At 66.3% G+C, this 19,554-nt stretch carries 17 protein-coding genes and 1 pseudogene; 2 read left to right on the top strand and 16 right to left on the bottom strand.

Annotated features, from left to right (window positions below; all coding sequences use genetic code 11):
- Nucleotides 1-69: 69 nt before the first annotated feature.
- Nucleotides 70-1,920 carry a hypothetical protein gene (locus ACWHYQ_RS12125; RefSeq protein ID WP_447972387.1) on the top strand — a complete coding sequence of 617 codons (1,851 nt, stop codon included), beginning with the start codon at nucleotides 70-72 and terminating at the stop codon, nucleotides 1,918-1,920.
- On the opposite strand, the gene ACWHYQ_RS12120 is transcribed toward ACWHYQ_RS12125, so the two are convergent.
- The gene (locus tag ACWHYQ_RS12120) at nucleotides 1,904-2,281 is read right to left on the bottom strand and encodes a VOC family protein (protein ID WP_447972386.1); all 378 of its coding nucleotides are present in this window, start codon (nucleotides 2,279-2,281) and stop codon (nucleotides 1,904-1,906) included. The genes ACWHYQ_RS12125 and ACWHYQ_RS12120 overlap by 17 nt on opposite strands.
- Nucleotides 2,282-2,513: 232 nt before the next feature.
- On the opposite strand from ACWHYQ_RS12120, the gene ACWHYQ_RS12115 reads away from it, so the two are divergent.
- Nucleotides 2,514-3,428, top strand: coding sequence for an acyl-CoA desaturase (locus ACWHYQ_RS12115; RefSeq protein ID WP_447972385.1), 915 nt, complete (start codon nucleotides 2,514-2,516; stop codon nucleotides 3,426-3,428).
- A 42-nt stretch (nucleotides 3,429-3,470) separates the two neighbouring features.
- Here the strand turns inward: ACWHYQ_RS12115 and ACWHYQ_RS12110 are convergent, their stop codons facing one another.
- From ACWHYQ_RS12110 to ACWHYQ_RS12040, 15 genes and pseudogenes are all read right to left on the bottom strand, one after another.
- On the bottom strand, nucleotides 3,471-4,163 hold the full coding sequence (locus ACWHYQ_RS12110) for a hypothetical protein (RefSeq protein ID WP_447972384.1): 693 nt from the start codon (nucleotides 4,161-4,163) through the stop codon (nucleotides 3,471-3,473).
- Nucleotides 4,164-4,226: 63 nt separating this feature from the next.
- Nucleotides 4,227-4,439 carry a hypothetical protein gene (locus ACWHYQ_RS12105; protein ID WP_447972383.1) on the bottom strand — a complete coding sequence of 71 codons (213 nt, stop codon included), beginning with the start codon at nucleotides 4,437-4,439 and terminating at the stop codon, nucleotides 4,227-4,229.
- A 48-nt stretch (nucleotides 4,440-4,487) separates the two neighbouring features.
- Nucleotides 4,488-4,982 (bottom strand): hemerythrin domain-containing protein, encoded by a 495-nt coding sequence (locus tag ACWHYQ_RS12100; protein WP_447972382.1) that lies wholly within the window; start codon nucleotides 4,980-4,982, stop codon nucleotides 4,488-4,490.
- Between the two features lie 79 nt (nucleotides 4,983-5,061).
- Nucleotides 5,062-5,469, bottom strand: coding sequence for a Crp/Fnr family transcriptional regulator (locus ACWHYQ_RS12095; RefSeq protein WP_447972381.1), 408 nt, complete (start codon nucleotides 5,467-5,469; stop codon nucleotides 5,062-5,064).
- A gap of 52 nt (nucleotides 5,470-5,521) precedes the next feature.
- Nucleotides 5,522-6,562: an IS630 family transposase gene (locus ACWHYQ_RS12090; RefSeq protein ID WP_447972380.1), complete on the bottom strand. Its 1,041-nt coding sequence runs from the start codon at nucleotides 6,560-6,562 to the stop codon at nucleotides 5,522-5,524.
- Nucleotides 6,563-6,623: 61 nt separating this feature from the next.
- Nucleotides 6,624-6,794 (bottom strand): annotated as a pseudogene (locus ACWHYQ_RS12085) (cyclic nucleotide-binding domain-containing protein); the annotation flags it as partial.
- A 70-nt stretch (nucleotides 6,795-6,864) separates the two neighbouring features.
- Nucleotides 6,865-8,004 (bottom strand): radical SAM protein, encoded by a 1,140-nt coding sequence (locus ACWHYQ_RS12080; RefSeq protein WP_447972379.1) that lies wholly within the window; start codon nucleotides 8,002-8,004, stop codon nucleotides 6,865-6,867.
- Between the two features lie 67 nt (nucleotides 8,005-8,071).
- A complete protein-coding gene (locus tag ACWHYQ_RS12075) occupies nucleotides 8,072-8,761 on the bottom strand; it encodes a hypothetical protein (protein ID WP_447972378.1) in 690 nt (229 codons plus the stop codon).
- A 144-nt stretch (nucleotides 8,762-8,905) separates the two neighbouring features.
- A complete protein-coding gene (locus ACWHYQ_RS12070) occupies nucleotides 8,906-9,871 on the bottom strand; it encodes a formylglycine-generating enzyme family protein (protein ID WP_447972377.1) in 966 nt (321 codons plus the stop codon).
- A gap of 88 nt (nucleotides 9,872-9,959) precedes the next feature.
- Complete coding sequence (locus ACWHYQ_RS12065; protein WP_447972376.1) at nucleotides 9,960-10,478, bottom strand: hypothetical protein; 519 nt, start codon at nucleotides 10,476-10,478, stop codon at nucleotides 9,960-9,962.
- A 58-nt stretch (nucleotides 10,479-10,536) separates the two neighbouring features.
- Nucleotides 10,537-11,394: a formylglycine-generating enzyme family protein gene (locus ACWHYQ_RS12060; RefSeq protein ID WP_447972375.1), complete on the bottom strand. Its 858-nt coding sequence runs from the start codon at nucleotides 11,392-11,394 to the stop codon at nucleotides 10,537-10,539.
- A complete protein-coding gene (locus ACWHYQ_RS12055) occupies nucleotides 11,391-12,254 on the bottom strand; it encodes a HalD/BesD family halogenase (protein ID WP_447972374.1) in 864 nt (287 codons plus the stop codon). The genes ACWHYQ_RS12060 and ACWHYQ_RS12055 overlap by 4 nt, the downstream gene beginning before the upstream one ends.
- Before the next feature lie 27 nt (nucleotides 12,255-12,281).
- Nucleotides 12,282-13,307: a hypothetical protein gene (locus tag ACWHYQ_RS12050; RefSeq protein WP_447972373.1), complete on the bottom strand. Its 1,026-nt coding sequence runs from the start codon at nucleotides 13,305-13,307 to the stop codon at nucleotides 12,282-12,284.
- A 79-nt stretch (nucleotides 13,308-13,386) separates the two neighbouring features.
- Entirely contained in the window at nucleotides 13,387-14,328 is a 942-nt protein-coding gene (locus tag ACWHYQ_RS12045) for a carboxypeptidase-like regulatory domain-containing protein (RefSeq protein ID WP_447972372.1), read from the bottom strand.
- A gap of 183 nt (nucleotides 14,329-14,511) precedes the next feature.
- Complete coding sequence (locus ACWHYQ_RS12040) at nucleotides 14,512-19,440, bottom strand: multicopper oxidase domain-containing protein (protein WP_447972371.1); 4,929 nt, start codon at nucleotides 19,438-19,440, stop codon at nucleotides 14,512-14,514.
- Nucleotides 19,441-19,554 lie beyond the last annotated feature (114 nt).

Below are 19,554 nucleotides of genomic sequence, written 5' to 3'. Positions count from 1 at the left end.
CCGTCCGGACTCGGCTCGCGGTAGCCTTGGGTGAGTCGCCCGATGTGCCGCTCGCCCGTGCCGAGACCTGTGGACCGACCGATCTTCCCGGCCACCGAGCAGGCCCTGGCCGAGTTGCAGCGACAGGCTAGCGGGCCGGTCGCCGTGCCTAGCTCGGGCCCCGGCTCCGAGCTGGTTCTCGGCCGGCCCCCTATTGGAGGGCCCTCCGTGGTCCGCGGGCCAACAGGCCATCAGGTCATCTACGGGGACCATGGGCGCCGGGTCCTCTGTCTGGACCCCGGCGGGACCATCTTGCATGAATGCGAGTGGGTGGCAGTCGCCCCCGGTCGAGCCAGGCTGGTCCGTGCCCGGGTGCGGCTCGATTCGCTGCTCTGGATCGGCGTGATCCCCGAGGCGACGATCCGGACGGCCGCGATGGGGCGGCCCTGCCGCAGCCGCCGCCCCCCGGTCTGGGACGAGCTGCGGCGGACCGCCGCCGTTGCGTGGGGAGTGTCGCTGGAGGATGTCCGATACTTCTACCCCGACAGCAGCTTCGCCCTGGCCGAGGACGGGACCGTCACGATTTCGCTGAAAAAGGATGGGCTCTTCTGGCTCGAAGACGGCACCTTCGCCCGCCCGACCTTTGTCAGCTTTATGGGCGCAGTTCCCTGGGACCGAATCGACCTGCTCAACGTCGTCGAGTTGTTCCAGTCCACGTTCCCCGGTACCGGCAGCGCGGTGCTCGAGCTGTTCTGGGGGCTCTGCGACGACCAGCAGCAGAGCGGCGCCCTGCGCCCCCTGCGCTACCGTGGCCTGCCCACCTATCCCTCCGAGGCCGCGTACGGACTGTTTTCAGCCTTTTTCCAGCCCGTGGCCCCCTCCGGAACCGATCCCCGCGCCCTGTTTATGAAAGGCCGAGAGGCGAATCGGATCGCGTGGTGGCTCCGACCGGATCCGCCGTGGCGCTACTTCGACCGCAACCGGCGTCTGACCGTGACGGTCCAGAACGGGATGATTCAGAAGGTGACTGTGACCGACGATCCGGCAGGCCTTCCCTACGTGGCTCCCGGTTCGCGGGGTGGATGGGCTCCCTGCGGGCGAACCGTGGTGGCGACCGGAGGCCAGGCGCTCCTGAGAGACGGGGCCGCTGTCCGTCGCCTCGACCTCGATCCCGCATGGGGAGTCACGCACGAGTCCCTCGATCCCGGCCCACCGGCGTTCCCGTACGACTGGCGTGCCTTCTTCGACGGGCAGCCGCCCATGCTCGACCCGGCCCTGGTCCAGGCTCTCGCCCTGCGCTACCCCGATGATGAGACCGAGACGCCGGAGCTGTCCACCCAGCCGTTTGTCCTCGAGCAATGCGTGATCAGCCTGAACCAGCGCCGGGGCACCCCAGCCGGCGGCACCAGGGCACCCGCCGTGCTGATTGACGGGTTCGATGCCGTCGCGGCCGACTGCATCAGGGAAGACACCGCCGGCCTCTACAGAGTGCTGTATCGGCATCCAGAATGGGCCCAGCGGCAAGCCCAGGTGCTCTGGGACCGGGCCGCCCGGGTCAACCGACTCGAGACGATCAGGGCCACCCGGTTTGTGCCGCGCGCGCAGTGGAGGGGCATCTACAACGGGCGCTACGACCTGATCTATTGCTGGATCCCGTTTGCGCTCTATCGGGACACGGCCGCCTGCCTCGCGATGCTGACCGCTGTCAGTGCCGCGCTCGCCCGGGGTGGATTAGCCCTTGTGGCCGGGCCGTCCACGCTCCGCTCCCGGTTAGCCGTCCCTGCCCTGCGTGTGCTCGAGGCTTTTCTCGTCGAGGACCTCGGTCGCTTACCGCTCCTGACCGAGCACCGTCGCCTCCATCCCCGGACTCGGCTAAGAGCCGACCTCGCCCTCTTCCTGGCGGAGCAGGTGCCGACGACCTGCCTCACCGCTCCCGGCTGATCGTCGGCTCGAAGAGGACCTGCACTGTGTTCCCGTCGGGATCGGCCAGGTAGCAGGAATAGCTCCCATCCCGATGGCGCCGGGGAGCCTGGACGATCGCGATCCCCTGCCGCGTCGCCTGCTCGTACAGCCGGTCCACGACCGCCTCGCTCTCGACCACGAAGCCCAGATGATCCAGAAACTGCCCGTGCTGGCCGGGATAGTCCGTCAGCGCCTCGGCTGGGATCTGGTGGAGCGCGAGGTTGTCGCTGCCCGAGCCGAGATACAGATGCTCCGGATCCGGTTGCCACACCACCTGCAGGCCGAACAAGCCTTCGTAGAACTGCCGTGATTTCGTCAGATCGGTGACCCGCAAAGCCACGTGTCGCAGACCTCTCATTCCCGGGACGGCCATGTCATCTCCCTTATCGCTCGCCGATCAGCCCCGAGCCACCGCGGCGGAGACCTGCCGCGGCGTCACGTGTTCCGGACCGGCGGTAACCCGATAGGCCTCATGGCCTAGTCTCCCCGTTGACCTCCCTCATGGCGCTCGGCCTGGGATTCCCGTAGAGACGCCGCGACGCCCTCGGGCGCTCCCCGTGTGAGGGTATCCGATGGCCGACCAGAACCAGGATCGCGGAATGTCCACGCTGGCCCGGACCCAGCCCTTCGACAGGCACGCGATCGCGCTCTTCGTCTTCCTGAGCGGCAGCGCACTGATCGGCGTGCCCCTGTTTGGCCAACTCTACGGGTATACGTGGCTGGACTGGACGCTGTGCGGCGTGCTCTACGTGGCCAGCGGCCTGGGGATCACCGTCGGCTACCATCGGTTGATCGCTCACGGGAGCTTCCGCTGTCCTCGCTGGGTCAAGGCGACGCTCCTCGTCGCCGGCGGGTGGGCACTCGAGAACTCCGCCCTGAAGTGGGCGGCCGACCACGCCCGGCACCACGCACGCGTGGACCAAGCGGAAGATCCCTACAACGCCCGGAGGGGATTCTGGTACAGCCACTGTGGATGGCTCTTCTTCAAGGATCCGAACTATACCGAGATCCACGCCCCATGGCTGCGCCGAGATCCGCTCGTCCTCTGGCAGCACCGCTGGTACGTTCCCATCGTCCTGTCCGGGTTGGCTCTTCCTTTCGGGATCGGCTGGCTCTACGGAGGCGAGCTGCGGGGCGTCGGCTGTCTTCTCCTGGCCGGGATCGGGCGCACGTTTCTCGTCCTCAATTCCACGTTCTGCATCAATTCCTTCTGCCACCTAATCGGGCGACAGCCGTACAGTGTCAGCAACTCCAGCCGGGACAGTTGGTGGATCTCGCTGATCACCTTCGGGGAGGGCTATCACAACTATCACCACGCCTTCCCGCGGGACTATCGCAACGGACCCCTCTGGTACAACTTCGATCCGTCGAAATGGGTCATCTACGGGATGTCGAAGCTCGGCCTGGCCTGGGACTTGATCCGTCAAGGGCCGAGCCCAGCGCGGTGCCTGACCCAGCCTCATGCGCCGCGCTCAGCGCGCTCATGAGGGCGCCAGCCCACACCTCGGGGTCACGGGCGAGGCCGGGTGTCACTCCTCGTAGAAGGTCAGTTGCAGGCCCAGAACGGCCAGCATCAGGGTCCAGAGCCCTGCGCCGTGGTTCCAGCGGAGAAATCCGATCTCTTCGAGCAGCCGAATGGTTGCTAGCAAGAGACTCTGGAGTCCCCAGGAGAGATGCTGCAGGTTGGCCAGATCCATTGTTGGGTGATCCAGGTGACGATGGGCCAGAAGCAGCACCGCGGAGACCATCCAGAGCCCTGGCATAACCAGCCTCCACTGCTCCCCGCCCAAACGGCCGTTGACGCGGAGCAGCTCAAAGATCCCAATCAAGACAACACCGGCCGCGAGGACTTTGTGCTGCAGGATCTCCCCGGCGGTCGGCAGCGAGAAACTCTCCCAAAGTCCGACGGGTCCGATCGGCCAGGCCTCGGGATCGCTGCGCACGAGCAAAAAGAAGCCTAGTCCGATCCAGAGCAACGGCCACACGGTGCGCAAGCCCCGAAGCCACCGCCAGCGGAAACCACTCAAGAACCCGAGGGTGCCGATGCCGACCAGGAAGCCGCCCGATGCGCGGTGCATGAAGATTGAATACTGCCGTGCCACCAGGTCGGATTCCGCTGCCACTGCCCCTGCCGAAGGGTGGGCATGTTGGGCCAGGGCCGGCCACACCCACCAGGCCAGCGCACTGACCGCGACGATCGCGATCCACAAGCGCCCCTTCATCCGCTCCGCGGCCCTCCCATGCCGCGCGCTCCACGCGCATCCGCGCCGCTGTGGCCTGTTGCGCTAGGGCAGTTTGCAGAGGGACAACCCTGCGCCGTAGAGGATCCCCAATGCCACCAGCCCCGCCCACACCTGCCACATCCCGCCACCTGCGGCTCGGGCAGCCCGGCGGCGCCCGTGAGCCGGGTCCCTGGCCGTATAGCCTGGCATCCCGGTCAGCAGAGGCAATGGGCTCTCATCGTCGAACATCGCCCCGCCCCTGACCTGATGCGCCATGCCCGACGGCCGCCCGGTGGCCGGATCGTTCCCGCGCCCCCACCGGGCTCAGACTTGGAGCATCCGCTGCCCAACGGCGAGTTTCTCTCTGAGACTCAGTCGCCTGACGGCCAATGGAAAAAGCACGCATTCTTGCCATCGAATATGGTCACGGTACTGGCGGATGAGGGCGGCCACGGCTTGCACATCGCTCCCCAGTTCCTCTGGCATCCGGCGCAGGTGCTTCAGGAGCTGCCGCATCACCTGAGCCCCCTGGGCTCGCAGCGCGCGGTACTCGTCCAACAAGGCGTCAAAGCGCTGCGGGTCGCCGTGCGTCCGCTTGCACGACCGCGCGAGAGCACCGATCAGGACCGATTCCCTCAGAAAATGGACTCGCACCTTGTCCGTGAAAAACTCCAAGAGGTCTCGCAAGACCTCATGATCGGGGAGCGAGGGAGGCGCCGCCCCCTTACTGGATGACCCGATAGCCCGTTCCATGAGCCGGAGCCGATCGTCAATTACCGCATGCTCTCGGGCGAGCAACGCGATTGGATCGATCATCATTCGTTCCTCTTCCCACTCACGGGTGTGGCAGGAAGGGGGATCGGCGGCAGAACGCATCGCGATCCTCAAGGGACACCCCTCAGCAGCGCGCGACCCGGCCCAAGCGCTCCGCGTCGTTAATCGTAATCTGCCGTCCCTGCACAGTGATGAGGCCTTCCTCCCGGAACGCGTTCAGCAGACGGATGGCCGTTTCGATGGTCACCCCCGCCAACTCGGCCAACTCCTCCCGTTTCAGCGTGATCTCGATGCGGACCTGATCGCTCACGCGGCGGCCAAACCGCTCGGCGAGGTCGAGCAACAGGCTGGCGAGCCGCTGCCGGGCGGTCTTAAACGTGAACTGATCGAGTTGGTCAAGGTCCGCATCCAACTCGCCGGCCAAGAGCTGGATCAGCTTCACCGCCAGCTCGCTGTTCCGCCGGACCAGGGTCCAATAGGCGGTCTTGTCAATGATGCACACCTGGGAGCGCTCGATGGTCTCACAGGTCACTTCGTGGATCGCCCCGTTCTTATTACCGGGAGCGCAAAATACTTGACGCCTTTCACTCAGCCGCATAGCGGACCGCAGGGTGATGGAAGAAGGATTGCACCACGGCCGGCATGCGCTGGGTGCTGCGAAGATAGCGACGGACGTTGACCGCCAGCTCATCTGCGTCCTGGGGCGGCCGACGGCCCAGCGCGTTGGTCTTGACGTCTTGGTTCAGATATTCGTCGGGATTCAGTTCCGGGCTGTAGGGTGGCAGGAAGAACAGACGCAGCCGATCGCGGTGACGGTGGAGCCACCGCTGGGTGACAGCCGCGGTATGCACGGGATGCCCATCCACAATCAGAAAGACCGGATGCCTCACGTGCCGGAGCAAGCGGTGGCAGAATCGGAGGAAGACTCGTGCGGTGAAGCGATGCCGGAACACCATAAAGTACAACCGGCCGCGATTGGTGATGGCCGAGATCATGTTGCAGCGAAAGCGCCGACCGGGGCCACGGATCACCGGGGTCTGGCCGCGCTTGCCCCAACTGGTCCCCGCCTGATGATCCGAGCGCAGCCCCATCTCATCACCCCAGTAGATCTGGGCCCCCGCGCGCTTGGCCGCTGCCCGAATTCGGGGGTACTCGACCTCCAGCCAGCGTCGCACCGCCTTCGGGTCCCGCTCGTAGGCCCGTCGCAGCGGCTTCTGCGGGGTGAAGCCCCAGGCCCGCAGGTAGCGACCGACGGTCCAGACCGACAGCCGAAGCCCGTACCGGCGCGCGATCAGCTCGCCGACCGCTTCGCGGGTCCACAAGTAGAACGGCAAGTGCATCTGCTCCGGACAGCAGTGGGTCAAGGTGCGGACGACCTGGGCCGCTTGCCAGCCCTTGAGCTGGCCGCCGCGCGGTCGGCCCCGGGGTCGCGCTTTCAGCGGGTGCCGGCCCCCCCGCGCATGGCGCTTCAACCAGGTGTACAGGGCTTGCCGACTGATGCCCAAGAGCCGACAGACTTCGGCCTTGGAGCGCCCCTGCTGCTTGACAGCGGCCACGGCCTTCTCGCGCAAGACTTCTTGAGCTTCGGGCGACAGGTGCCGCGCATCCCGGGTTCGAGCACGCATGGCCACGTGATAACCATCGCCCGTCAAATGTCAAGTATTTCATGCTCCGATTAATAAAAGCGTGCTTCTCGATCAGCGCACTGCCATCGAGGATGCGGACAATCTGGCGCTGCCCCCGCGGCGACGACCGAGTCAGCTTGACCTTGCCCTGACAGAGCAGGTACAGGCCGAGGCACGGATGCCCCTCGAAGAACACGGTTTGGCGCGGCTCATACCATTGCGTGCGTTTCATCTGCTGAAACGCCGCCAGATCCTCGCCGGTGACGTCGCACAACACGGACAGGCCTCGATGCGGACACCGTTCACAATCGCTCATCCCGGCCTGCTTGGGTTTCATGGCGCGTCCGCCTCCATACCTCCCGGTCATCCGCGCCGAGAGAGCCGTCCGGTGGACCTCCCCGGAGAGACTCCGCGTCGGGCACGTAGCCGCAGAAGGGCTCTTCCTGCAAATAGTCACCGGTCTGCCCGAAGGCGCGTGCGCGGCATCCGCCGCAGGCCACGCGGTAGACGCAGCGCCCGCATTTCCCCGTCAGCGCGTTGGGATCGCGCAACCTCCGCAACACCGGGCTGTCCTGCCAGATTCGGGCAAAGGATTTGCGACGCACGTTTGCGGCCGGCACCGGCAGGTAGCCGCAGGGGAAGACCTCGCCGGTGCAGGCCACGAAGCAGATCCCGGTTCCGGCGAGGCAGCCACTCCGCGTCGCGAGCGGGCCCGCGCCGATGCCCGGCCCCGCCGCCATCCGCTGGAGGCGGATTCGCTGGATATGGGGCGCGCAGGTGGCATGGATCTGCAGGGTCTCCTGCGCGGCAACTTCGTCAATCCACAACAGGACGTCTTCGTATTCCTGAGGCGTCAACTGACACTCCTGCGCCACCGTGAGGCCACACCCTACCGGCACGAGAAGGAAGAGATGCCAGGCGTCGGCGCCAAGTTGCTTGACCAGCCCGTAGATCTCTTCCAGCCGGTTCCGGTTTAGCGTGGTGACCGTCGTATTGACCTGCATGGATATCCCGCGCGCCTTCAAGGCCCGAAGGCCTGCCACGGCTCGCTCGAAGGCTCCGTCCACCCGACGAAAACGATCGTGTGTCGGCGCGTCGGGTCCGTCCAGGCTAATGGAGACGCGCCGGAACCCCGTTCTCGCCACCCGCTCCGCCAGGGTGGGCGTCAGGATCGTGCCATTCGTCGCCAGGGCAATCCGCAGGCCGCACCACCGGGCGAAGGCCGCCAGGTCGAAGAGGTCCGGTCGCAGGAGCGGCTCCCCTCCGGTGAAGACCAGCACCGGCCTCCCCACCTCGCGGATGCTCTCGATGAGGCGGAACCCTTCGCCGAGCGCCAGCTCATCCGGCGCCGCATGCGTGACAGGGACCGCCCGGCAGTGCATGCACTGCAGATTGCACCGCTTGGTCACTTCCCAGTACACAAGCCTCGGCGCCGCAACCATCAGCCGACTCCGCCTTCTTTACAAGCGCCCCGGCGCTCCCCGTGGCGCCCTGCGCGCGACCGGTGCGTCAGTACAGGATCCCGAGGTATCCGCCGGCCGTGTAAAAGTTGTTCGTCGTTTGGGTCATCCCGAACGCATAGTGGTAGCGCGCATCCACCCCGAGGTTGAAGGGGCCCCAGATGTTGTATTCCACGCCGGCCCCCCACTGCACCCCGAGATCCAGGTAGGTGCTCGCATTGGAGGGTGGGCTAATCACGTGGAAGTCCAACCCGACAGGGATGATCCAAGGACGGAGCTTCTCTCCCTCGCGGAATTTGAGCTTCGGCGCCACGTCCACGGTCAGCATCGTGAGCGGGACCTTGTCGTTCCGGACGGAGCACGTCCCAATCGTGGCGGCCGCGCACGTGGACGGCACCGCCTGGGTCACGACCTGTGAGTTGAATCGCTTGAACTCGAGCCCGACCTCCCCCACCAGGCTCATTCCCTTCACGCCCAGGAAATCCTTATGCATCGCCTGATCGAGGCCCGCGCCGAAGTACCAGCCAAGGCTCGAATCGTTGCGCCGATTGTTCAGCCCGAAGACATCGGTGAAGACCTCGTTGGCGCGATTGCTCGTCAGCCCGGCGAAGCCCCCGCGAAAGAAGACCTGATCCCCGTCGGCCCAGACGCCGGACGGAACGCCGACAACCAGCCCCGCGGCCAGCAGCCACCCTTGCAGACCCGTACGCCACCCGTGACGACCGTCTCTCGTGAACATAGGCGCCCTCCTGGCTTGTGTGAACCCTGGGGGGCACCTTAGTGGGAGCTGCCGCGGTCCGCATTGACCATCTTCAGTTACGATGCTGATACATTTCGCATCAGTTCCTAGGTCATGTGGCCTATTGTCGTCTCCCGCCGTCGCTCAGCGCTCCGTCGCCGTGCCAAGCCGGGACCCCGGCTCGGGCGAAGGTAACCGACCAGCCCGCGCGCAACGGAAGCCGAGCCAGTTCATCTTCGTATTCGGCTCGGCCCCGTTGCGCTGGGCGGCGCGGACGCTGGGCGTGCTGTCCAGCCAGCCGCCTCCACGGAAGGCCTTCTGCGTCCCCCGCGCCGGTCCCCGGGGATTGCGGGCTGGCGCCACGGCGTAATAGTCCTTGTCATACCAGTCTGCCACCCACTCGGCGACGTTCCCCGCCAGCTGATAGACCCCGTAGGGACTGACCGCATTCTCGTACTTGTCCACCGCGATGATCGGCGGGTAGAGCATGAGCCGCTCCGGCCGGTCCCGCACCGGCCCGGAGAGCCCCGTCCGCCCGTAGTTGGCGCGCGAGAGGCCGGCCATCTGGTTGCCCCAGGGATAGAGCCGGCCATCCTCGCCGCGGGCCGCTTTTTCCCATTCAGCCTCGGTCGGGAGGCGCTTCCCCGCCCACCGGCAGTACGCGTCGGCCTCGTACCAGGTCACGTGCATCACGGGATGGTGGGCCATGGCCTCCTGGAAGTTGCCCCCGTCGTAACGCCAGTCCACGAGCGGCGGCCGGTCGGTCGCGAGCACGAAGCGCAGGTACTGGATTGCGCTCACTTCGTATTTGTCAATCTCGAACTCGTCCAGGTAGACGCGGCGCTGCGGGAACTCCGCCGGGTAGGCGTTCCGATCTACTTTGCGGTCGCTGCCCATCAGAAACCAGCCGGCGGGCACTCGCACCATCTCGTCCTTCACCGGCTGCTTCGCTCGCTCCCGGGCCAGGGCCTTGCCCTCCGGCGTCCACTCGGCCGTGATGACGTCGGCCACGTCAAGCCCCCAGACAAGACTGGCCAAGGCAAACCCGGCCGCGATCAGGAGAAGGAGGTTGACGACCCGGTTGAGCGTCTCGAACCCCGTTCCCGACATGCCGGACCTCCTCGTCAGTCAGGCGTGAGGCCCCAGCCGGCCACCGCCTGCCAATGCCATGTCCCGCGCCCTGCCGCCACTGGCGCATTCAGCCCGCCGACCCCGGCGGCGGCGCCGGCAGGTCGAGATTCGGACACCAATCCACCTCCGCGTGACGAGCGATGGCCTGCCACTGGTCGGACGCCGGCCTGGCGCCCTGCTCCCGGACCACCTGCAGGCACCGCACGCACATGAACGGGCATCGGACCTCGCAGGTCCCACGGACGCAGCCGGCCTCCCCACCGATCCTGCTAGCCTGTCGGCTGCAATAGGCGCGCGCGTCCGGTTCCCCCAAGCTGGTGCGATAGCAGAGCATGGTGCTCCAGAACTTCGTCAGGCTGCGCACCGGCTGGTCCCCAATCCAGACACGAACCTCGCGAAGCTGGACCAGCTCCGCGAGCAGTTGGACCGCCGCCGCCACGTGCCCCGGCAGGTCCGGAAAGGCGCAGGCGCACCACACGGTCTCGCCCTCGCGCTCCGTCCAAAACCGTGGCGCCTGTCGCAGCATCGCGTACGCGACCGGGCTCTCGCGAATCAGTGGCTCCGGCACCACGACAGTCAGTTGCATGAGTGCCCCGGCGGCGGCCCCTCCCTGTGGGGTCTGGCATGACCGATCCGCGCGGGCGTCATCGGGCGCACCGGAACCCGATGAGATACGACCGGTGCTCGGGCGCGACCGCGCCGCGCCCCGCGGAGCGCGCCACCTCGGGATCCTCGTGCCAGGAGCCCCCGCGAACGACCCGGTCCGTGCCCTGGGCCGGCCCCCTTGGGTTGGAGATGGGGCTATGGCGGTAGTACGCTGGATCGAACCAGTCCGCCACCCATTCGGCGACATTGCCCGCCATTTGATACACCCCATAGGGACTCACTCCGCGTTCGTAGCGATTGACGTTGGCGAGCGGCGGATAGCGCAGGCCGCGCTTGGTGCCCGCATGGGCAATGTTGCTCCGGCCCCACCCGGCCGGCTGGTTGCCCCAGGGAAAGCGGCGGCCGTCGACGCCGCGGGCCGCCTTCTCCCATTCGGCCTCGGTCGGCAGACGCTTGCCCACCCACCGGCAGTAGGCGTCGGCCTCGTACCAGCTCACACCGATCACGGGATGCCACGCCCGTACCTCTGGAAAGCCCTCCCCCGTCCAATAGGGAAGCCAAGCCGCGCCAGTGGCCAGGACGAACCGCAGGTAATGGACATTCGTCACCTCAAAGCGGTCGATCTCGAACGCGTCCAGGTACACCCAGTGTTGCGGCTGCTCCTGCGGGCCGGCGTCCGGGTCCTGCCGCGGATCGCTGCCCATGAGGAACCAGCCGGCCGGCACCGGGACCATGCCTTCTGGGGCCTCCATGGCCGCCAGCCGCTCCACTTCCACGAGCGGGGTCCAGAGCGGCGGCCACGTCGGCCGGTCGTGGCTCGCGAGGCCCGATCCACTCGGCAGGATCGCGAGCAGGCATGCGGCGACGCCGCTCCAGCCGGCTGTTCCGCGCCTCATGGTCTTGACCATCCGCAATCAGCCGGCCGCGTCCGGCGAAGTCGTGACCACCCGGCGAGCGAGGCCCACGGCTGCCCATCGCATGCCGATCCCTGTCCGGGCCGCTCGCTCGGGGAGGTCCGGGTAGGCCTCCGCCGCCACAGGGCCGCCGGCCCGAAGTAGGCGAAACAATCCTTGAGGTTCGAAAGGAGCCGCTTGTACGGGCGCATCCTCGGGTTGACGACGTACTGGAGGGTGAGGACGATCCGCTCCTCGCCGGGCGCGAGCGGCGTCACCGCGTGCCACAGCTTGTCGCCGTTGAAAATCACCATCGAGCCGGGATCCATCGCAATCCGGACGAGCCCTTGCGGACGATCCGGACTCCCGCGGGCCAGCTCGGCGATCAGGCGGCAGGCCTGCGATCGCTCGACCAGTCCGACGAGCACCGTATACCGCGCTCCCTCGTAATAGGAGGTGTCATAGTGCCAGCCGATGTGGTCGCCCGGCTCCGTATAAAAGTAGAGGGCGCAGGCATGGGGATCGTCTTCCGGGCAGAGGTGGAGGTCGGCCTCCACAAGCCGGCTGAGAAACCGCCGGAGCGCCGGCGCGCGATACAGCGCCAGAATGGCGGGGGCGTCTGCGCTCAGATCGTAGAAGCTGACGCTCCCGCCCTGCTTGTGCCCGGGAATGTAATTGCGGTGCACGCGCGGCCGCATCCGCTCGGCGTCCGCGAGGCAGGAGTCGACGAGCGCTCGCGGTAGCACCCGCTCGAGGAACAGGAACTCCTGCTGCTCCCAATAGGCACGGTGGGCCTGCTCAAACGCGACCTGAGCCAGCGCCTCGTCCAGCCTCATCTCATCGCCGATCAGCCGGTCGTCCATCCAGTCCTCGGTCCCCCCGTAAGCCCCTCATCGGGCAGCCGCCCCGTCCGGCTCACATCGGCCGGGCGTCATATACAGCAGGTAATTGCCCATCCCATGGTGATGATGAGAATCGTGCAGCGGCCGATGATGCACCATGACCATTTCGTAGTCGTCGGTGGTATTGACTTCGAACCCCTGCCCGCTCTGATAGACCTGATGGGGATGAAACGAACGGAACGAACCGTCCGGGGCGACGTCCGGCACGGTTCTCAGGAGCGTCCGTTTGGCCGTCTTGTTTTCCAGCGCGATCAGCAGCACCTGATCGTGCCCGTGGGGATAGGCAAACTTCACGCAGCCGTCCACCCTGAATCGTAGCGGGGCCCGGTCCACCTGCACGCCCGGGTGGATAGCAATGCCCTCATCGGTCTCGTCGGCGCGCCGCTTGGAGAACTGGCTATAGCAGACGACGTTGACCCCGACCTGGTAGACCTCCAACGGTCGAACTCGCGCCCCCTTGGGCGCCAAGTCCATGGTGAAGCGGGCCATGACGTCCTTCGTGGGCGGAACCCCATGGTAGAACGCCACGATCGCCATAATCCGGTGTCCTTTGCCCAAGGGCACGCCGTAGCCAGCCGGGAGCCGTGCCTCGACCATCTCAAGGCCCGCGCCGGCAAAAAACAGCGGTTCGCCCGGGCAGGACACGCTTTCTCGGTCGAGATTCATCAGCAGCAGGTGGTGCAGATACTGACGAGGAAGCGGGACGCCGTCCTTTGTGAAGATCTCGGATCGGAACCCCACCAGCCAGGACTCTTCCGGCAGCGTGAAGACATGCTTGGGCAGGCTCGCAGCCAGGTCACCCTCGTGGGCCGAAGGCAGGTCTACCGGGCCAAACGTCACGGTGACCCGGTTCCCTTCGTACGTCACCGTCGTCGCTGGCGCACCGTCGGGCTGCCTCGATGCCGGCCCGCTGGGCCCGCCGCTCGCGTCGGCGGGCCCAGCCAGGAGCAGAACGAGCAGCCCTCCGACGGCCACAGAGACCACGGACCCGTGTTCGGCGCGATACCGCCGCATGGAACCTCACCCCTCCGGGCACAGAATCGCTCGCCCCGAGCTTGTCGAAGAGCGATGGGCGGCTTGGGGCAACCGCCCCTCAATAAGTCTGCTTTTCAAGCGTCGGCACGATCTGTTGATCCTCCGTCAGCCCGTAGCGCACGTAGGGGTGGTCCACCATCTCGTTGGCGTACAAGCGCCCGCTCGGCGCCGGGATCGCGACATCGAGCGTGGCATGGCCTTTGGGTTCGATCGTCACGGTCTCCTCCAGTGCAGTGCCGCTGGCCGCGTACGGATGCCAGATCTTGACCCGGTACGTGCCGGGCGGAATGTCGGTGAGTTCGAATCGTCCGTCCTGATCCGTCACGGCGTAATAGGGGTTGTCCACGGCCAGCCCCCAGCTTTCCATGTACACGTGGAATCCGCACTGCATCAAAAAGACCCGCCGGCCCTTGCTCATCGTCACCATCTGGGTCACCGGCTGCCCTTCGTAGTGCTTGTGGAAGTGCGCGCTGAGCCCCGCCTGCGCCGGGTACTTGGGGCTGATCGGCAACGGCACGTTAAACAGCACGCGGGGCCCGAGGTGCGAGGTCTCATAGGCCTGAATGTCGTGCATGGCCGGATCCATGTTCACGACCGTGACCGGCTGATGGTCCCGGACGACGGTGACAAAGGGGAGAAAGCGGCAGTCCCGCGCCTCGATCCGTGGCGGCTTGAAGTCCGTAAAAGCCTTCCCCTTCTGAATGTCTTCGATAAAGACGACCACGCCACGGAACTCCCCATGGGGCCCCACATCAAACGGCTGGAGCAGCCGCCACCCGCGCCCGTCGGAGATGCGCCCACAATAGACGGGATCGGGGAGTGTCGTCAGGTTATACCCCTTCGGCCGGGGCACCTTCCCGGCCAAGCTCACGGTTCCGGTTAGGCGCCCGCCGTCCGTCACCGGCCCTTCTTCATACGCCAGCGCCCCGCCGACGCTCAGCGCGAACGCCGCCGCGAGACTGCCCACCCACTGCCCGACCATCTTCGCTCTTTGGTTCATGCTGGCCTCCCTCACAATGAGCGAACCGCTTGCAGTGAGGAGCGACGAGCCCCGCGCGCTGACGGTCTTCCGTTGGCTGCTAGCTGCTCGCTCTGGGCTGTTGGCTGACAACTCACACGACACGGGGGAGCCCACCTGTGTCGTGCGGCTCCCCCGTCCCGTTCGGCCTAGTTTCGTCGTCGCCTACTTCAGCGAGGTCGGAACGGCCTGAGCCGGGTGGCCTGGCGTCTCCGCTCGCTTGGCACCCACCGGGCTGCCGTCCAGCGGGAGAATCCGCTGGTCGCTGGCCGGCAGCACCCGCAAGTACCCCCACTGCCCGGACTGGGTATAGGGCAGCCGCTGGTTGGACCAGACGTAGTCACCTGCCAGGCGATACGGCCCGCCGGCCCCGCCGCGCAGGAAGACATCCAGGGTCTCGGACCCGGAGTACTCCACCACGCTGATCATGTCAGCGCCCGGCATGTAGGGCTCGATCGGCCACTCATGCCCCTCGACCGAGAACATGCCGTTCTGCTCGTTGTTCGCGCCGATCACGTGGATCCGGACCGGATCGCCCGCGTGCGCCATGATCACCGGCGTCACCGGGTCCTCCGGCGCGTCCGCCTTGCACGGCTGGAAGACCTTCCCCAGCGAGCAACCCTGCTCTTCCCGGAACTTGTAGGGCTCCGACCGGTAGTTCACCGCCGTCAGCCCCGCCACGTTCTGCACGTAGGGCATGAACGCGGTGCCGATGATGTTGTCCTCGTCCTGGAAGAAGAGGGCCACATCCCGGTAGTTGGTCTTGCCCGCGTTCTCCGGCAGGCTGCGGTCCACAATTACGTCGGCGCGCCACGCGTTCTTCAGCGAGAGGTCCTCGCCGGTCAGCGGGTCCCGATACTGCGAGCCCCGCGGCCCGACGATGATCGCCCCGAACAGCCCGTTGCGCGGGTTGGTGATGATGTTGCCGCCGTCCCACACCAGCGAGGTCGTCTCCTTGTTCGCCGGATGCGCGTAGTAGGTGTAGGTCCGGCTCCCGCCGGGCGGCACCGTCTGATCGCCGGGGTTGTTGCCGACGTTCAGCCCCAGCGAGTCCCTCGGATCGAAAGCCAGGCCCGGCGCGAAGAACGACGCCCGGCTCTTCGCCATCTTGTTCTTCAGGTTGACCTTGATGCAGTCCCCGACGTTCACGCGCAGCGTCAGCGGGTGCGGCATCACGTCGCCCGCCACTTTCTGCACGTCCTCCTCCAGGGCGAAGATCTTGCCCTCCGGGACCGTCATCTCGATCTTGCGCTCGAAGTCCACTTCGATCGAGTCCGGAGCCTTGGGGTTCAGCTTCAGCGGCCGGTCCAGCGCCACCACGTTGAACGTCTTCACTGGCGCATCGGCCGGACAGACCGACGACGGCACCGGCGGGATCTCAGCCGGCTTCGTCCCGGTCGGCAACGGCTGCAGGTCCGGGACACGCTTGTCGAGGACCCGCAGGATCCCCCAGCCGCCTTCGGCAAAGTGCGAGGACCGGCCGTTAAAGTGGATGTAGTCACCCGGCATGCCCTGGAAGCCGCCCGCCTTGGTCACCAGGTCATACCGTTCGGCGATCCCGACGTGGATCGAGTACTTCCGGTTCGCATCCCCCGCGAACCGCTCCGTCAGGAAGGTATGGCCCGAGAGGGTCCAGACGTGCGACTCGTTCATGAGCTGATGCAGCAGCCGGAACACCACCGTGTCCCCCACGTAGGCCCGCAGCAGCGGGGTGTCGGGATCCCCGTGGATCGCGCTGTTGAAGAGTTGCGAGGGATCCGGGTTGTTGGCCAACCGCTGCGCGAACGGCTCGGCGCGGAAGTTCAACCCGCTTCCCGTCGTGTGTGTCCCCCCGTTGATGTAGGGGTTTGGCGCATTCAGGATCTTCTCCGGCATCTGGAAGGACACGGTCTTTCCGGCCTCTAGGGCCACCTCGACCGGCTGGCCCGGCGGATTGCCCGCCTGGATCAGGTTCACCGTGTGCGGCACCGTGTCGTGAATCGAGACCATCAGCTCGCGGAAGCTGCCGTTGACGCCGTAGCCGATCGGCTCGGTGCTGTGAATATCCGCGATCGGGCCGCTCCAGACCAGCTTGCCGTTCTTGGGATCGTGGTAGGTGGACCCGTAGGGCTCGACGATCGTCACGCCGAACCCGCCGTGCGGCCAGGTCGTCGCCCCGAAGGCATGGTCGTGCCAGAACACCGTGCCGTAGTCCGCATCCACCCACCAGCGGTACCGCACGAACTCGGGCGTGACGATGTCGCCCTTGGGGTGATCGTGCCGCAGCGGCTTGACGAACGTGATCGTGTCGCCCTTGATCTCCTTGATGCGCGCCACCTCCGAGCAGCTCACGTCCCGCTGCAGCGAGGTGGAGGTGTCTTTGCTCGGCCGCAAGCAATCCGCCCCGACCAGCAGCTCGGTGTTCTCATGGTACCGCGTCGCGCCGTCGGCCATCTTGATCTTGATGGACCGGGCACCCGCCTTCACCGCCTCGGTCAGCTTGGCGTTCATCGGCACCGGCAGCCCATGCTTGTGCTTCTTCTCCATCATGGTGAAGGGCCGCGTGGACATCTCCCATTCGAACGCCGAGATGACGCCGTCGGAGTTGCTCGTGTCGAACTGGAAGAAGTGGGGATGGATGTTGATCTTCGACGCCTGGAAGTTCGTGAAGTCGTCGTCATCCCACTCGCTGGTCAGGATCACATCCACGCAGTCGTAGACGTTGGCCCGGAGCACCAGCGGGTACTTGAGGTCCTCATTGGTCCGGACCTGTCGCTCCTCCTCGTGCAGGACGTAGATCAAGCCGTCCTTGTCCACGATGGCCGGCTCTTTGCCCTGCTGCTTGGCGAGGGTGATCGGCAGCCGGATGAAATGGATGTTATAGAACTTCGTGTTGGCGTTGTCCGGACAGAGGCTCCAGCGGCCGTTCTCGCCGGGCTTGGCCGGCTCGCTCGTCCGCTCGCCGTTCTCGTCCTGATGGATCGGCTCCAGCCACGGCGCGCCGCTATGATTGGCCGAGAAGGGCACGCGTTTCCCGAAGTGGGGCTTCAGCACCGGCCAGGCCACCTTCCCCGTGATCGGATCGAACAGGATCGGCGGTCGGGTGCTGTCGTTCCACTTGTCGGCGGCGGGGTACTTGGGATACTTGGCCGTGCTCTCCCGCTCGCCCTTGGCAACGTTGCCGTCCCACTTCCAGTCCCACACGGTCGCGTCGTAGGCCATGATCTGGCCCTTCTCGTCGTCCGTATGGCCCGGCTTGCCCTGCGCCGGCAGGAACATCTCGACCCAGTCCTTGATGTTCACGATCGCGGGATCGGCCTTCCAGTTGGTTTTCTGGCTCTTGTCCACGATCTTGAACCGCTTGCCGAACCAGTCCACCGTCGTCCCGATCAGCTTGTCCGAGGTCACGCCGGGCTTGATGCGGCCGACCCGATCCGGCAGCTCCCGCAGGTCCGGCATGGTGTCTGTGTGGTACGGGCCGACCTGCAGGGTGTTGTACACCCGGCCATAGCCCCACATGCCCGCGACATAGTGGTGCGCCACGTGGCAGTGGAACAGGAAGTCGCCGGCCAGGTGCTGCGACTGGCCCGCGCCGCCTTCCGCCTCGAGATCCAAGGCCTCCGACGGCCCGATCACTTCCACGTCCACGCGATCGGACTTGGTCCGGACGACCGGGTACTTGACTGGCCCGTCCTGGGCGGCAAACCAGAAGTCCTGCGGCTCCGCCCGCGGGCTTCGGATCCAGCGAATCGAGCCGCTGTGGGGATGGTGGGAGTGGAAGACCTCCGAGCCGCCATGGACGATCCGCCACTTGGTTGGGTCGCCCAGATAGGCCCGCGGAATCGTCGTCGGCGGCTCGCCGAACGTGTAGGCGCTGTACGCCAGCGACTCGTCCTCGAAGCCGAAGTACTCGTGCTGGAGATGCATCTCGTCAATGCCGAAGGGCTCGCTGCGGTAGTTGAGCGCGCGGCCGCCCGGCCGGTAGGCGTCGGTCAAGGGGTCGCGCTGCGGGAGGAAGTCTCCCTTCTTGTTCAGGGGCCGGAAGGCCTCGTCCCCAATCTCGTGATAGAAGATCACGTGCTCGCGGAAGTCGGGGCCCGAGCCGTTCTCAATCATCACCTGCCAGCCGCTCTTCACCTCGGGAGCCGGCCCGGTACCCAGCGGATCCAAATACCGGGACCCCTTGGGCTCCACGACAAAGGCGCCGAACAGGCCCATCACGGTCAGCTCGCGATCGTTGCTGTAGGAGTGGAACTGCCGGACGCCCTCCTGGACCCCAGGATGGATGTACCACTCCAGGTCCACCGACTTCCCCGGCTCCACCACCGAGTCGGGGTTCGTGGTCGTCGCCGCCTTGCCCGTGGCGCTGACCACCATGCTGGCGCCGTGGATGTGGAGGCTCCCCGACTCGCTCTCCATCTGGTTCCGCAAAGTGATCTTGACGCAGTCGCCCTGGTTGGCCCGGATCACGAGCGGCTGAATCCAGTCCCCCTGGAGGCCCGTGCTGACGGCCCCCGGATCGAAGCCCTCCTTCTCCCGTGCCGCCTTGTTTCGGGCTTCCTCTGCCCGGACCCTGTCAATGTTCTCGGTCAGGACGTACATGTAGCCGGGATAGTAGTCAAGCCACCGGTTCAGCGTGATCTCGACGGGGATCATCGAGATGTCGTAGTGCTTCGTCGGCACGCCGGCCGGACAGCGGCCGCCCTGGTTCGAGACCGGCTCCACCTTGCTGTCGGACATCAGGAGGAAGCTGGAGCCGTCCTGCCCCATGTACTGGTGCAGCATGGACATGCCGTTGAAGGCGCCGGACGTCATCTGGGCCTGGGCATCCCGCGCCCGCTGCGCGTCCAGCCGACGCATCAGCCGGTGGTGCTGCAGCTCGACGACCTCGGCGCGAGAGGCGCGCCCCTCCATCGCGTCCTCGACCCGAGTCTGCGCTTTCAGGGCCTCAGCCCAGGTCGGACCGGACACGGCCGCCACGTGCGGGTGAGGCAGGGCCTCGCCCGCCGTCACGCTCACCGGTGAAGCGATGAGCGTCCCGCTTACCATGACTGCGTACAGACCCCACACCAAACGTTGGGCGTGTCGTCTGCGCCACTGCTCAAGCCAACTCATGATAAGGCCTCCTTTCATTCATCGGAACAGCCAACAGCCGACCATCATAATCGCGAGCAGCTCGCCGCCTGCCTTTTCTCGCTATGAGCTAGTTGCTGCTCGCTCGTTGCTCCA

This window comes from Nitrospira sp. Kam-Ns4a, assembly GCF_965152595.1.
Note: the sequence above shows the minus strand (reverse complement) of the source record. Positions and strands in the feature narration are given on the sequence as shown.

What these genes read in the sequence shown, in the direction of transcription:
- ACWHYQ_RS12115 (WP_447972385.1), top strand. Translation starts at nt 2,514, where the DNA reads ATGGCCGACCAGAACCAGGATCGCGGAATGTCCACGCTGGCCCGGACC.
- ACWHYQ_RS12110 (WP_447972384.1), bottom strand. Translation starts at nt 4,163, where the DNA reads ATGAAGGGGCGCTTGTGGATCGCGATCGTCGCGGTCAGTGCGCTGGCC.
- ACWHYQ_RS12105 (WP_447972383.1), bottom strand. Translation starts at nt 4,439, where the DNA reads ATGGCGCATCAGGTCAGGGGCGGGGCGATGTTCGACGATGAGAGCCCA.
- ACWHYQ_RS12100 (WP_447972382.1), bottom strand. Translation starts at nt 4,982, where the DNA reads ATGATGATCGATCCAATCGCGTTGCTCGCCCGAGAGCATGCGGTAATT.
- ACWHYQ_RS12090 (WP_447972380.1), bottom strand. Translation starts at nt 6,562, where the DNA reads ATGCGTGCTCGAACCCGGGATGCGCGGCACCTGTCGCCCGAAGCTCAA.
- ACWHYQ_RS12080 (WP_447972379.1), bottom strand. Translation starts at nt 8,004, where the DNA reads ATGGTTGCGGCGCCGAGGCTTGTGTACTGGGAAGTGACCAAGCGGTGC.
- ACWHYQ_RS12075 (WP_447972378.1), bottom strand. Translation starts at nt 8,761, where the DNA reads ATGTTCACGAGAGACGGTCGTCACGGGTGGCGTACGGGTCTGCAAGGG.
- ACWHYQ_RS12070 (WP_447972377.1), bottom strand. Translation starts at nt 9,871, where the DNA reads ATGTCGGGAACGGGGTTCGAGACGCTCAACCGGGTCGTCAACCTCCTT.
- ACWHYQ_RS12065 (WP_447972376.1), bottom strand. Translation starts at nt 10,478, where the DNA reads ATGCAACTGACTGTCGTGGTGCCGGAGCCACTGATTCGCGAGAGCCCG.
- ACWHYQ_RS12060 (WP_447972375.1), bottom strand. Translation starts at nt 11,394, where the DNA reads ATGAGGCGCGGAACAGCCGGCTGGAGCGGCGTCGCCGCATGCCTGCTC.
- ACWHYQ_RS12055 (WP_447972374.1), bottom strand. Translation starts at nt 12,254, where the DNA reads ATGGACGACCGGCTGATCGGCGATGAGATGAGGCTGGACGAGGCGCTG.
- ACWHYQ_RS12050 (WP_447972373.1), bottom strand. Translation starts at nt 13,307, where the DNA reads ATGCGGCGGTATCGCGCCGAACACGGGTCCGTGGTCTCTGTGGCCGTC.
- ACWHYQ_RS12045 (WP_447972372.1), bottom strand. Translation starts at nt 14,328, where the DNA reads ATGAACCAAAGAGCGAAGATGGTCGGGCAGTGGGTGGGCAGTCTCGCG.
- ACWHYQ_RS12040 (WP_447972371.1), bottom strand. Translation starts at nt 19,440, where the DNA reads ATGAGTTGGCTTGAGCAGTGGCGCAGACGACACGCCCAACGTTTGGTG.